This window comes from Streptomyces barringtoniae (assembly GCF_020819595.1).
Lineage (GTDB): Bacteria > Actinomycetota > Actinomycetes > Streptomycetales > Streptomycetaceae > Streptomyces > Streptomyces barringtoniae.
The window spans coordinates 44,841-58,005 of record NZ_JAJHNP010000027.1; the positions used below are offsets into that span (position 1 = coordinate 44,841).

General features: G+C 72.4%; 11 protein-coding genes. 2 read left to right on the top strand and 9 right to left on the bottom strand.

Annotation, left to right across the window (positions count from 1 at the left end; all coding sequences use genetic code 11):
• Nucleotides 1-58 precede the first annotated feature (58 nt).
• On the top strand, nucleotides 59-1,057 hold the full coding sequence (locus LMU33_RS35795) for an aldo/keto reductase (RefSeq protein WP_228625333.1): 999 nt from the start codon (nucleotides 59-61) through the stop codon (nucleotides 1,055-1,057).
• A 122-nt stretch (nucleotides 1,058-1,179) separates the two neighbouring features.
• Nucleotides 1,180-2,346 (top strand): PQQ-dependent sugar dehydrogenase, encoded by a 1,167-nt coding sequence (locus LMU33_RS35800; protein WP_228625478.1) that lies wholly within the window; start codon nucleotides 1,180-1,182, stop codon nucleotides 2,344-2,346.
• A gap of 9 nt (nucleotides 2,347-2,355) precedes the next feature.
• On the opposite strand, the gene LMU33_RS35805 is transcribed toward LMU33_RS35800, so the two are convergent.
• The 9 genes from LMU33_RS35805 to gatA all read right to left on the bottom strand — a co-directional run bounded on the left by LMU33_RS35805 (nucleotide 2,356) and on the right by gatA (nucleotide 13,164).
• Entirely contained in the window at nucleotides 2,356-2,538 is a 183-nt protein-coding gene (locus LMU33_RS35805; RefSeq protein WP_228625335.1) for a DUF6191 domain-containing protein, read from the bottom strand.
• 37 nt (nucleotides 2,539-2,575) lie between these two features.
• On the bottom strand, nucleotides 2,576-5,629 hold the full coding sequence (locus LMU33_RS35810; protein WP_228625337.1) for a helix-turn-helix transcriptional regulator: 3,054 nt from the start codon (nucleotides 5,627-5,629) through the stop codon (nucleotides 2,576-2,578).
• 203 nt (nucleotides 5,630-5,832) lie between these two features.
• The gene (locus LMU33_RS35815; RefSeq protein WP_228625339.1) at nucleotides 5,833-6,021 is read right to left on the bottom strand and encodes a hypothetical protein; all 189 of its coding nucleotides are present in this window, start codon (nucleotides 6,019-6,021) and stop codon (nucleotides 5,833-5,835) included.
• Nucleotides 6,022-6,218: 197 nt separating this feature from the next.
• Nucleotides 6,219-6,791, bottom strand: coding sequence for a hypothetical protein (locus LMU33_RS35820; RefSeq protein ID WP_228625341.1), 573 nt, complete (start codon nucleotides 6,789-6,791; stop codon nucleotides 6,219-6,221).
• 52 nt (nucleotides 6,792-6,843) lie between these two features.
• Nucleotides 6,844-7,419, bottom strand: coding sequence for a GNAT family N-acetyltransferase (locus LMU33_RS35825; RefSeq protein WP_228625343.1), 576 nt, complete (start codon nucleotides 7,417-7,419; stop codon nucleotides 6,844-6,846).
• On the bottom strand, nucleotides 7,397-9,628 hold the full coding sequence (locus tag LMU33_RS35830; RefSeq protein ID WP_228625345.1) for an MMPL family transporter: 2,232 nt from the start codon (nucleotides 9,626-9,628) through the stop codon (nucleotides 7,397-7,399). Before LMU33_RS35830 ends, LMU33_RS35825 begins: the two co-directional genes overlap by 23 nt.
• 269 nt (nucleotides 9,629-9,897) lie before the next feature.
• On the bottom strand, nucleotides 9,898-11,412 hold the full coding sequence (gene gatB, locus LMU33_RS35835) for an Asp-tRNA(Asn)/Glu-tRNA(Gln) amidotransferase subunit GatB (RefSeq protein ID WP_228625347.1): 1,515 nt from the start codon (nucleotides 11,410-11,412) through the stop codon (nucleotides 9,898-9,900).
• Nucleotides 11,413-11,428: 16 nt separating this feature from the next.
• The gene (locus LMU33_RS35840) at nucleotides 11,429-11,668 is read right to left on the bottom strand and encodes a hypothetical protein (protein ID WP_228625348.1); all 240 of its coding nucleotides are present in this window, start codon (nucleotides 11,666-11,668) and stop codon (nucleotides 11,429-11,431) included.
• Entirely contained in the window at nucleotides 11,665-13,164 is a 1,500-nt protein-coding gene (gene gatA, locus LMU33_RS35845) for an Asp-tRNA(Asn)/Glu-tRNA(Gln) amidotransferase subunit GatA (RefSeq protein WP_228625350.1), read from the bottom strand. Before gatA ends, LMU33_RS35840 begins: the two co-directional genes overlap by 4 nt.
• Nucleotide 13,165 lies beyond the last annotated feature (1 nt).

Here is a 13,165-nt window from a genome sequence, read left to right on the forward strand (position 1 = left end):
GGCACGCGCGCGTGCAGAGGTTAGGTTGGGGTCCGGGCAGAGGGAGGTTCACGAGCAGGTGGAGCGCAGGACGATCGGCGCGGGGGCGCTCGCGATGGGGGCCGTCGGACTCGGGTGCATGCCGATGAGCTGGGCGTACAGCGGGTCGCGGCAGCGGGGCGACGAATCGCTCAGGACCGTGCACCGGGCGCTGGACCTGGGCTCGACCCTCCTGGACACGGCGGACATGTACGGCCCGTTCACCAATGAGCTGCTGCTGGGCCGGGTGCTGAAGGAGCGGCGCGCGGAGGCCTTCGTGTCCACGAAGGTGGGGCTGCTGGTGGGCGAGCAGCACATCGTGGCCAACGGCCGCCCCGGGTATGTGAAGCGGGCCTGCGACGCCTCCCTGCGCCGCCTCCAGACGGACGTGATCGACCTCTACCAGCTGCACCGAGCCGACCCCGAGGTCCCCGTCGAGGAGACGTGGGGCGCGATGGCCGAGCTGGTGCGGGCCGGCAAGGTGCGGGCACTGGGCCTGTGCGCGGTGGGCGCGCGCGGCGGCCGCCGCTCGGGGGCGGGGCTGCACGACGGTACGGTGCGCCAGTTGCAGCGGGTGCAGCAGGTGTTCCCGGTGGCCGCGGTGGAGGCGGAGCTGTCGGTGTGGTCGCCGGAGGCGCTCCAGGCGCTGCTGCCGTGGTGCGAGGCGCGGGGCGTGGGGTTCCTCGCGGCGATGCCGCTGGGCAACGGCTTCCTGACCGGCACGCTGACCCCCGGCGAGGGTTTCGAACCGGACGACGTCCGGGCCCGCCATCCCCGTTTCACGGCCGAGATGATGGCCGCCAACCAGCCGATCGTCGCGGGCCTGCGCCGCATCGCGCGCCGCCACGGCGAGAACGTCACCCCGGCCCAGGTGGCCCTGGCCTGGGTCCTGGCGCAGGGCCGCCATGTGATCGCCCTTCCGGGCGCCAAGCAGGAGCGGTGGGCCGTGGAGAACGCGGCGGCGGGCGACCTGCGGCTGACCGGGGAGGACCTCGCGGAGGTGTCGCGGCTGCCGGCGGCTCAGGGGTCGTGGGACTGAGCGCCGAGGGGCGCGGGGCAGAGGGGTTCGCGGGACCGGGCGCGGTGGAGCGGGAACCCGGATGGGGCTCGGCGGTGTATGAGAAGTAGCACCTGACGCTGGACGACCGCCTCGAAGGGACCCTGATCGTGCAACGACGAGCTGTGTCGGCCGTGTTGGCCGCGGCCGCCCTCCTGCTGACGGCCGGCTGCTCCTCCGACGGCGCAGGGCCCCCTGGCGGCCTCGGCAGGACGGCCACGGGCACGGCGCCGGGCACGGCCCCCTCCGGTGACGCCACCGAGCCGGCACCGCCGGCCAAGGGCTCGGTGAAGGTGCTGCGCACCGTGGCCGAGGGCCTGCGGACGCCGTGGGGGCTGGCCCCGCTGCCCGGCGGCGGACTGCTGGTCTCCTCCCGCGACGACGGCACGATCATCCGGATCGACGACAGGACGGGCCGCAAGACCGTGCTGGGCACGGTCTCGGGGGTGTCCCCGGCCGGCGAGGGCGGTCTGCTGGGCATCGCCCTGTCCCCCGGCTTCGCCTCGGACCACATGATCTACGCCTACTTCACCTCGGCCTCGGACAACCGCATCGTCCGCGTGCTGTACGACGAGCGGAAGCCGCCCGGTGAGCAACTGGGCGCTCCGGACACGGTGTTCAAGGGCATTCCCAAGGGCCAGGTCCACAACGGCGGCCGGATCGCGTTCGGCCCGGACGGCATGCTGTACGCGGGCACCGGTGAGAGCGGGGAGCGGGGCCTGTCCCAGGACAGGACGTCCCTGGGCGGCAAGATCCTGCGCCTGACCCCGGAGGGGGAACCCGCGCCGGGCAACCCGTTCCCCGGCTCCCCGGTGTATTCGTACGGCCACCGCAACGTCCAGGGCCTGGCCTGGGACGGCAGGCAGCGCCTGTTCGCCTCGGAGTTCGGCCAGGACACCTGGGACGAGCTGAACGCGATCAAGCCGGGCGCGAACTACGGCTGGCCGAAGGCCGAGGGCAGGTCCTCCGACACCGCCTTCCAGAACCCGATCGCCCAGTGGCACACCGACGACGCCTCCCCCAGCGGCATCGCGTATGTGAAGGGCGTGATCTGGATGGCGGGCCTGAAGGGGCAGCGCCTGTGGCGCATCCCGCTCAAGGGCACGGAGGCCTCGGCGCCGCCGCAGGCCTTCCTCACCGGCACGTACGGCAGGCTGCGCACGGTGGTCGCGGCGGGCGGCGACAAGGTGTGGCTGGTGACGAGCAACACGGACGGCCGGGGCCGGCCGGGCAAGGGCGACGACCGGGTGCTGGAGGCGGAGGTGCGGTGAGCGGCGCCGTCACTCGTCGTCGGCCGGCGGTGGCTCGGGCAGGCGTATGACCGCCTTCCCTGAGGTCAGGTCTATCGGGCCCCGGCCCGGATCGTTGTCGCCGACGTCCTCGCGGGTCAGCTCCAGGCGGTTCTGTTCGTCCCGGGTGTGTTTGCGGCCCGGTGCGAACAGTTCCTCGAAGGCGTTGAACACGGCCCCTCCCCCGCTTTCTCCCCCTTGCGGCTTTTCTTCAGCGTAGGTCCCAGCCCGCCGTTCCGGCAGTGAGCGTCTCTGCCGGGAACAGCCCCAGCCGGTGCGCCAGCGCCGCCGCCTCGCCCCGGCCGGAGACGCCGAGCTTGCTGAGGATGTTGGAGACGTGGACGCTCGCGGTCTTCGGGGAGATGAACAGCTCCTCTGCGATCTGGCGGTTGGTGCGGCCGGCCGAGACCAGCCGCAGGACGTCCCGCTCCCGGCTGGTGAGGCCGAGGGCCGCGGCCGGGTCGGCGCAGGCGAGGGGCTGCCCGGGCGCGCGGGTCAGGGTGAGGCGGGCGCGCTGGGCGAGCCGGGCGACGGTGCCGGCGAGGGAGCGGGCGTCGAGGTGGGCGGCGACGGCGGCGGCCAGCCGGAGCAGTTCCACCGCGCGGTCGCGGTCGTCGTCGCCGCCGTCGGCCAGGAGTGCTCCGGCCAGGCGGTGGCGGACCCGGGCGAGTTCGTAGGGGCGGTCCAGGCACTCGAAGGCGGTGACGACCTGTGACCAGTCGTCGGCGGTGTCCTTGCCCTCCACGCGGCGCAGCTCGGCGCGGGTCCACTGGTCGTAGGCCTGCCAGAGCGGGGCGCCGGTGGTGAGGCCGCGTGCGGCTTCGCGCAGGCGGTCGAGGATCCCGGCGCGGCCCGGCTCGGCGGCGGGCAGGGCGCGGGCCTCGGCCTCCGCGGTGGCGGCCGCCCGCAGCAGCGGCCAGCCGTAGCGGTGGGTGCCGGGCGGGAACCCGTCGTCCAGGGCCCGGAGCAGTTCGGCGCGGGCGTCGGCGATACGGCCTTCCTCGGCGGCGACACCGAGGGCGACCCGGGCCAGGGGCAGGGCGTGCTGGGGCATGGGGTCGTGGGTGCCGTAGTGGGCGCGGGCGGCGGCGAGTTGGCGGCTCGCCTCGGCGAGGTCGCCGCGGGCCAGGGCGAGGTGCGCCAGGCGCAGGGCGCCCTGGCCGCGGGGCTTGACGCTGTGGCCGACCCGGGTGGCGTGGGTGGCGGTCTCGGCGGCCTCGGCCCAGTCGCCGAGCGAGTAGAGCGCCTCGGACAGGTTGCCCCGTATCCAGGATTCGGAGTCCATCTGTCCGTGGGCGCGGGCGAAGGCGATGCCCTCGCGCAGGAGGGGGACGGCCTCCCGGTCACGGCCGATGCTCTGCAGCTCGGACGGCAGGTTCACATAGGCGCGGCCGGCGACATAGTGCACACCCTCCGCGAGGCTGTCCCGCAGCACCTGCCGCATCTCCGCCAGGCCGGTCTCGGTGTCGCCCGCGTCCACCCTGAGGCCGCCGAGGGTGAGGCGGGCGTGCAGTTCGATGTCGCGGGCGCCGACCATGCGCGCGTACTCCACGGCCCGCTCGGCGGCGGCGAAGGCCTCGCGGCCGGGCCGGTGCAGCATGGACCAGCCGGCGGCGAGGGCCAGCACCTCGGCGTGCACCTCGGAGGGCGGCAGGCCGCGCACCAGGTCCTGGGCGGTGGCCAGTTCCTGCCAGCCGTCGCCGCGGGCCAGGGCCTGGACGAGCCGGGAGCGCTGCACCCAGAACCAGGCGGCGCGCAGGGGGTCCGGCTCGTCCTCCAGCAGGCGCAGCGCCCGCTTGGTGATCTTCAGGGCGCGTTCGCGTTCCCCGCCGAAGCGGCCCGCGACCGCCGCCTCGGCCATCAGGTCGAGATAGCGCAGCGGTGCGGTGGCCGGGTCGCAGCCGCACGGAGGGTAGACCTCGGTGTAGTCGACCGGGCGCAGGGCGGAGCGCACCTCCTCCGGGACGCTGTCCCACAGCTCCATCGCCCGCTCCAGGAGCCCGAGTTGCTCGGTGTAGGCGTGCCGGCGGCGGGCCACGACGGAGGCGTCCAGGACGGCGGGCAGGGCCTTGGCGGCGTCGTGGGCGTGGTACCAGTAACTGGCCAGGCGCATCACGCGGGCGTCGGCGGGGACGAGCGTGGGGTCGGCCTCCAGGGCTTCGGCGTAGCGGCGGTTGAGCCGGGAGCGTTCTCCTGGCAGCAGGTCGTCGGCGACGGCCTCGCGGACCAGGGAGTGCCGGAAGCGGTAGCCGTCGCCGGCCGGGGTGACGGTGAGGATGTTGGCGCCGACGGCGGCCCGCAGCGCCTCGATGAGGTCGTCCTCGCCGAGCTGGGCGACGGCGGCGATCAGCCGGTACTCCACGGTGGAGCCGCCCTCGGCGACGACCCTGGCGACCCGCTGGGCGCTCTCGGGCAGCGTCTCGACCCGGACCAGGAGCAGGTCGCGCAGGGAGTCGGTGAGGCCGGTGCAGCAGCCGTCGCAGGTGGCGACGGCGAGTTCCTCGACGAAGAAGGCGTTGCCGTCGGAGCGTTCGAAGATCTCGTCCACCTGTGCGGGGGCGGGTTCGGCGGCGAGGATGCCGGCGATCTGTCGGCCCACCTCCTCGCGGGTGAAGCGGGCGAGTTCGATGCGGCGGACGGTGCGCAGCCGGTCGAGTTCGGCGAGCAGGGGGCGCAGCGGGTGGCGGCGGTGGATGTCGTCGGAGCGGTAGCTGGCGAGGACGAGGAGCTTGCCTGCGCGCAGGGTGCGGAAGAGGTAGGCGAGGAGGTGGCGGGTGGAGGCGTCGGCCCAGTGCAGGTCCTCCAGGACGAGCACGACCGCGTGTTCGGCGGCGACGCGTTCCAGCAGCCGGGCGGTGAGTTCGAACAGGCGGGCCATGCCCTGCTCGTCGTGACGGCCGGCGCCGGCCTCGCCCAGGTCGGGCAGGAGGCGGGCCAGTTCCTCCTCCTGCCCCTGGGCGGCTGCGGCGAACTCCGCGGGCAGGGCGTCGCGCAGGGCGCGCAGCGCGGTGGAGAAGGGCGCGAACGGCAGCCCGTCGGCGCCGATCTCCACACAGCCGCCGACGGCGACGACCGCGTGCCGGCCGGCGGCCGTGGCGAACTCCTCGACGAGGCGGGTCTTGCCGACCCCGGCCTCGCCGCCGAGCAGCAGCGCCTGGGGCTCGCCGGCGCGGGCGCGGGCGAGCGCGTCGTTCAAGGTGTCCAACTCGTCGGCGCGGCCGACGAACACGGGACTGACGGACCTGGTCTCCACGGGCCCGAGCATCGCATGAGGCCCGCACGGCAGGGCAGCGGTTTTCCACAGGCCCGGTGCGATTGTCGCACCGGTGGCCGGAAGGGTCGTAGCAACGGACGGAAGGGTCGTACGACTGGGGCGGGCAGTCGTACGACCCCGGTCCGGGAGGTCCGGAAGGCGGCCGACCCCCGTACGGCCACCCTCCGTTCCGGCCCCGTCCGTCGGTCCGGTGGTCACGCGGTGCGCGGGATCCGGTGCCGGCGGGGCCGGTCGGTATGGGACTCGGCGACCGCGCCGTCCTGGCCGGCGGAGTCGCGGTGGGCGGCGCGGCGGGCCCGGGCGGCCTCGCGGGCCAGGCGCGTCTGCTCGGCCTCGTGGATCAGCTGGGCGGAGCGCATCTTGTGGTACTCGATCTCGATCATGACGTGTCCTTCGAGGAGAGCCGGTGTCGTGCATCGCTTTCTGCGATGGCTCCACCTTCGTCTCCCAGGGGGGTGCGCCACATCGGGAGAGTTCCGCATCTTCGGGCGGCATGCGGGCCGCACGCGCGCGTAAGGGGCCTCAGCGAGTCCCTAAGGTGCTTATGGACTCCCTAAGGCCCCCTGGGACCTGCGGGTTCTCAGCCGGCCGAGGGCAGCGCGAGCAACGCGTCGGAGTACTTCAGCACGGCCAGCAGCAGGCCGATGGCCCCGAGCGAGACGCCCGCCCAGGCGACCGACTTGATCCAGTGCGCCTGCGGACGGCCGGGAGCGCCGAAGGCGGGCCGGGCGAGCACGACCACGCCGGTGAGCAGCGCGGCCAGCGCGAACAGGCCGGCCCACAGGGCGGTGCTGTGCCAGGCGTTGCCGTAGACGGCCTTGATCTGGGTGGCGACGCTCGCGGTGGAGGAGGTCCGCAGCTGACCGACGAGCTGCTCGCGGGCGCCCGCGACGGTGCCGATCCAGCCGCCGCTGAGCGAGACGAGGCCCAGCGCGGCCGAGACGACGGCACCGGCACCCTGACCGACTCCGGAGGGCACCTTCTCCTCTGCGGGTTCCCGCTCCCCGGCGGCCTCCTCGTCGGCGGCGTCCGCCTGCCCGGGGCCATCCTCAAGAGCCTCCGCCTGGGCGGATTCCTCCTCAGTGGTGGCGGCCTCCACCGCCGTCTCCTCGTCGTTGCGCGCCTCGGCGCCTTCCTCTGTCTTCGTAGCCATGCCCGGCACCGTACGGACCCTGTCTGAGAGGTCTCTTAATGATCGTCGATCATCAATGACCGTCGTGCGTGCCACGCGCGCGTGCCGCACGCCATTCGGGGGCGAGCACCGACCAGATCTCGGTGCTGGTGCGTACGCCCCGGTGCGGGTAGTTCTCCCGGAGCACGCCCTCGCGGGTCATGCCGAGCCGGCGGGCCACGTTGATGCTGGGCTCGTTGGCGGAGGAGACCTGCCACTCCACCCGGTGCATGCCGCGCTCCTCGAAGGCCCACTCCAGCAGCACCCGCATGCCCCGCGTGACCAGACCGCGCCCAGCCGCCGCCGGCTCCAGCCAGCAGCCGGCCTCGCAGACCCCGCTCGGGGTGTCCCACACCCGGAACAGCAGGCCGCCGACCAGCCTGCCGTCCAGCCAGATGCCATGCAGGCCGCCGGCGTCGGCGCCGCGCTTGTCGGCGTAGGCCTTCAGATAGGCGCGGGCGGAGTCCAGGTCGGTGATGACGTCCGGCAGCCCGATGTGACGGCCGATGAACTCCCGCCCCCGGTCGATGTCGGCGAGGAGTTCCTCGGCGTGCCAGACCTCCAGGGGCCGCAGCTCGGCGCCGTCGTCACCCAGGGATATCGCGTACATCGCGCTGCTCTTCCTTCCCCAGTTCCGCCACCGAGACCTTGCCGAGCCTCTCATGCGCCGCGCGGCACTCGGGCGGCTCGATGCTGACGCGGGGCAGGCGGCGCTCCAGCCAGGCGGGAAGCCACCAGTTGGCGGCGCCGAGCAGATGCATCAGCGCAGGCACGAGGAGGGTGCGCAGGACGAAGGCGTCCAGGGCGACAGCGGAGGCGAGGGCGATGCCGAACATGGCGATCACGCGGTCGCCGCTGAGCACGAAGGCGAGGAAGACCGAGATCATGATGACCGCGGCGGAGTTGATGACCCGGCTGGTCTCGGCCAGGCCCACGCGGACGGCGCGCCGGTTGTCGCCGGTCTCCAGCCACTCCTCGTACATCCGGCCCACCAGGAAGACCTGGTAGTCCATGGAGAGGCCGAAGAGGACGGACACCATGATCACGGGGAGGAAGGGCTCGATCGGGCCGGCCCGGCCGAGGCCTAGCAGTTCGCTGCCCCAGCCCCACTGGAAGACCACGACGACGACACCGAAGGCGGCGGCCACGGCGGCGATGTTCATCACCGCGGCCTTCAGCGGGATCCCGAGCGAGCGGAACGCGACGAGCAGCAGAAGACAGCCGAGCCCGATGACCGCGCCGACGAACAGCGGCAGTTTGCCGATGATCACATCCGCGAAGTCGTCGTAGCCGGCGGTGACCCCGCCGACCTGGATGTCGAGGGAGGTGCCGGTCTCCGCGCGCGGCAGCACCTTCGTGCGCAGCCGGTTCACCAGGTCGCTGGTGTCCTGGGACTGCGGGGCGGAGTCGGGGACGACCGTGAGGTAGGCGGTGCCGCCGCCGGAGGCGTAGGTGGCCGGGGTGACGGAGGCGACGCCCCGGGTGGCGCGCAGGGTCGTGTCGAGGTTGTCCAGGGCGAGCTCGTCCGCGGCGCCGTCTATGCGCGTCACCAGTGTGAGCGGCCCGTTGACGCCGGGTCCGAAGCCCTCGGCGAGCAGGTCGTAGGCCTTGCGGGTGGTGGAGGTGCGCGGGTCGTTGCCCTGGTCGGAGGTGCCGAGGTGGAGGGAGAGGGTCGGCAGGGCGAGCAGGGCGACGACGGCCAGGGCGAGCGAGCCGAGCAGCTTGGGGCGGCGTTCGACGAGCGCGGACCAGCGGGCGGCGAGACCGGTGGGCAGCTCGGGGCGCGGCCCGTGCTCGGCGAGCCGGCGCCGCTCGCGGCGGCTGAGGGCCCGGGGGCCGATGTACGACAGCAGGGCGGGCAGCAGGGTGACGGAGGCCGCGACGGTGAGCACGACCGTCAACGAGGCGGCGACGGCGACCCCGTTGAGGAAGCCCAGCCGCAGTATGAGCATCCCCAGCAGGGCTATGCACACCGTCGCACCCGCGAAGACGACGGCGCGTCCGGTGGTGGCCACGGCGCTCACGGCGGACTCGGTGACGCTCAGCCCGCGTTTCAGTCCGCGCCGGTGCCGGGTGACGATGAACAGCGCGTAGTCGATGCCGACGCCGAGGCCGATGAGCATGCCGAGCATGGGCGCGAAGTCGGCGACGGTCATGGCGTGTCCGAGCAGGCCGATGCCGGAGTAGGCGGTGCCGACGCCGACCAGGGCGGTGGCGATGGGCAGGGCCGAGGCGGCGAGCGAGCCGAAGGCGAGGAACAGCACGACGGCCGCGACGAGCACGCCGACCAGCTCGGCGGTGTGCTCGCGCGGGGTCGCGGTGAGTCCGATGGCGCTGCCGCCCAGTTCCACCCGGAGCCCGTGGCCCTCGGCGGCCTTGGCGGTGCCGACCACGGCCTGTGCCTCGGCCTTGCCGATGTGCTCGGCCTCCTGCGCGAAGGTGACGGTGGCGTACGCCGTACGGCCGTCGGGGCTGATCCGGTGCGCGCCCTGGCGGCCGTACGGGCCGCTCACCGAGGCGACGCCGGGCAGCGAGGCGATGCGGTCCAGGGTGCGGGTCATGGTCCGCTCGACGCCTGCGGCGCGGACGGTGCCGGTGGTGGTGTGCCAGACGACGGTGTCACTGTCCCCGCCCAGGCCCGGGAAGCCCTCCTTGAGGAGCTGCGCGGCGCGGCCCGCCTCGGTGCCGGGGACGTCGTAGGAGTTCGAGTACGACGAACCCGCCACGGCGGCGGCCGTGGTGACCCCGCCGAAGGCGAGGAGCCACAGCAGCACGGCGATCAGCCGATGCCGGACGCACCAACGGGCGAGGTCTGCCACGGACGTGCTCCCAGGGACTATTTGTGGATCTTTGGCCGGGAACAGTGGTCCATGAACTGAACAACCCGCAAAGAACGCATGAGCAATCGCAGGACACTCTTGCAGGCGAAAGTGATCGTTTGCCGTGATCATGGGCTTATTCACAGGAGTGCGAGGGACATCACAGGACACTCCGGCGAACTCTGTCGCCTCATAAGGTTCTTGTAAGCGAGCGAGGGACAGTACACCAGGTTCGGTGTACTGCCCCTCGGAATCGTTCGCGGTGTCTCTCAGCCCTCGCTGACGCCCAGCTTCTGAAGGATCAGCTCCTTGACGCGGGCCGCGTCGGCCTGACCCCGGGTCGCCTTCATGACCGCGCCGACCAGGGCGCCGGCCGCGGCCACCTTGCCGCCGCGGATCTTGTCCGCGACGCCCGGGTTGCCGGCGATGGCCTCGTCGACGGCGGCGGTCAGCGCGCCCTCGTCGGAGACGACCTTCAGGCCGCGCTTGTCGACGACCTCGTCCGGGGTGCCCTCGCCCGCGAGGACGCCCTCGATGACCTGACGGGCCAGCTTGTCGTTCAGGTCACCCTTCGCCACGAGTTCGGTGACCCGGGCGACCTGCGCGGGCGTGATCGCCAGCTCGTCCAGCGCCTTGCCGGACTCGTTGGCGCTGCGCGCCAGTTCACCCATCCACCACTTGCGGGCGGAGGCGGCGTCGGCACCGGCGTCGATCGTGGCGACGATCGCCTCCAGCGCGCCGGCGTTGAGGATCGCCTGCATGTCGGTGGCGGAGATGCCCCACTCGGCGAGCAGCCGGGTGCGGCGGACCAGCGGCAGCTCGGGCAGCGCCGCACGGATCTCCTCGACCCACTCGCGGGACGGGGCGACCGGGACGAGGTCGGGCTCCGGGAAGTACCGGTAGTCCTCGGCCTCCTCCTTCGTACGGCCGGAGGTGGTGGAGCCCGTGTCCTCGTGGAAGTGGCGGGTCTCCTGGACGACCTTGCCGCCGTCGTTCAGCACCGCGGCGTGACGCATGACCTCGAAGCGGACCGCGCGCTCCACCGAACGCAGCGAGTTGACGTTCTTGGTCTCGCTGCGGGTACCGAACCTGTCCGCGCCCTTGGGCATCAGCGACAGGTTGACGTCGCAGCGCATCTGGCCCATCTCCATGCGGGCCTCGGACACACCGAGGGCACGGATGAGCTCGCGCAGCTCACGGACATACGCCTTCGCGACCTCGGGGGCACGCTCGCCGGCGCCGACGATCGGCTTGGTGACGATCTCGATCAGCGGGATGCCGGCGCGGTTGTAGTCCAGCAGCGAGTGCTGCGCGCCGTGGATCCGGCCGGTCGCGCCGCCCACGTGGGTGGACTTGCCGGTGTCCTCCTCCATGTGGGCGCGCTCGATCTCCACGCGGAAGGTCTCGCCGTCCTCCAGCTGCACGTCGAGGTAGCCGTTGAAGGCGATCGGCTCGTCGTACTGGGAGGTCTGGAAGTTCTTCGGCATGTCCGGATAGAAGTAGTTCTTCCGGGCGAAGCGGCACCACTCGGCGATCTCGCAGTTCAGCGCGAGACCGATCCTGATCGCCGACTCGACTCCGGTCGCGTTGACGACCGGGAGCGCGCCGGGCAGGCCGAGGCAGACGGGGCAGGTCTGGGTGTTCGGGTCGGCGCCGAGCGCCGTCGAACAGCCGCAGAACATCTTGGTCTTGGTGCCGAGTTCGACATGGACCTCGAGGCCCATGACGGGGTCGTACGACGCCAGCGCGTCCTCGTACGACACCAGGTCGGTCGTGGTGGTCACGGTGAAAACTTCCCTCTCAGCCCAGCAGGACGTCGTCGTCGCCCAGCCGCTTCAGCTCGCGGTAGAGGATCGCGAGGCCGGTCACGATGGCCACGGCGGAGACCGTGGCGTCGACCAGCCGCAGCGTGTCGTGCTCGGCGCGGGCCTTCTTGATCTGCTTGGCGACACCGAACGCGCCGAACGCGGTGGTGGCCATCGACAGGTACGTACCGGACTTGGACTTCTTGAAGTCCTTGGCCTTGGACAGCTTGCTCACAGCGACGGAGCCTCCTCCAGCAGCGGGTGACCCCACTTTTCCACGAAGGCGGCCTCGACGGCGGCGCCCACCTTGTACAGGCGGTCGTCCTTCATCGCGGGGGCGATGATCTGCAGGCCCACCGGGAGGTTGTCCTCCGGGGCGAGGCCGCAGGGCAGGGACATGGCCGCGTTGCCCGCCAGGTTGGTCGGGATGGTGCACAGGTCCGCGAGGTACATCGCCATCGGGTCGTCGGCGCGCTCGCCGATCGCGAAGGCGGTGGTCGGGGTCGTCGGCGAGACGATGACGTCGACCTGCTCGAAGGCCTTCTCGAAGTCCCGCGTGATGAGCGTGCGGACCTTCTGCGCGGAGCCGTAGTAGGCGTCGTAGTAGCCGCTCGACAGGGCGTACGTGCCGAGCATGATGCGGCGCTTGACCTCCGGGCCGAAGCCCGCCTCGCGGGTGAGGGAGGTGACCTCCTCGGCCGAGTGGCTGCCGTCGTCGCCGGTCCGCAGGCCGTAGCGCAGGCCGTCGAAGCGGGCGAGGTTGGAGGAGCACTCGGACGGCGCGATCAGGTAGTACGCCGACAGCGCGAGGTCGAAGGACGGGCAGTCCAGCTCGACGATCTCGGCGCCCAGCTCCTTCAGCAGCTCGACCGACTCGTCGAAGCGCTGGATGACGCCGGCCTGGTAGCCCTCGCCGCGGAACTGCTTGACCACGCCGACGCGCATGCCCTGCACGGAGCCGTTCTTCGCGGCCTCGACGACCGGCGGGACCGGGGCGTCGATGGAGGTGGAGTCCATCGGGTCGTGCCCGGCGATGACCTCGTGCAGCAGGGCGGCGTCCAGGACCGTACGGGCGCAGGGGCCGCCCTGGTCGAGGGACGAGGAGAAGGCGACCATGCCGAAGCGGGACACCGCGCCGTACGTCGGCTTCACGCCGACCGTGCCGGTGACCGCGGCCGGCTGGCGGATGGAGCCGCCGGTGTCGGTGCCGATGGCGAGCGGCGCCTGGAAGGAGGCGAGGGCGGCGGAGGAACCGCCGCCGGAGCCGCCGGGGATCTTGGTGAGGTCCCACGGGTTGCCGGTCGGGCCGTAGGCGCTGTTCTCGGTCGAGGACCCCATGGCGAACTCGTCCATGTTGGTCTTGCCGAGGATGATCACGTCGGCGGCCTTCAGCCGCTTGGTGAGCGTCGCGTCGTACGGCGGGATCCAGCCCTCGAGGATCTTCGAACCGACGGTCGTGGGCACGCCCTCGGTGGTGAAGATGTCCTTGAGCGCGAGCGGGACGCCGGCCAGCGGGCCGAGCTTCTCACCGCGGGCCCGCTTCTCGTCCACGGCACGGGCCTGGGCGAGGGCGCCCTCGCGGTCGATGTACAGGAAGGCGTGCACCTTCTCGTCGACGGCCTCGATCCGGGCCAGGTGGGCTTCGGTGACCTCGACGGCCGTGAGCTCGCCGGAGGCGATCTTCCCGGCGATCTGCGCGGCGGTGAGCTTGATGATGTTGTTGTCCGTCATG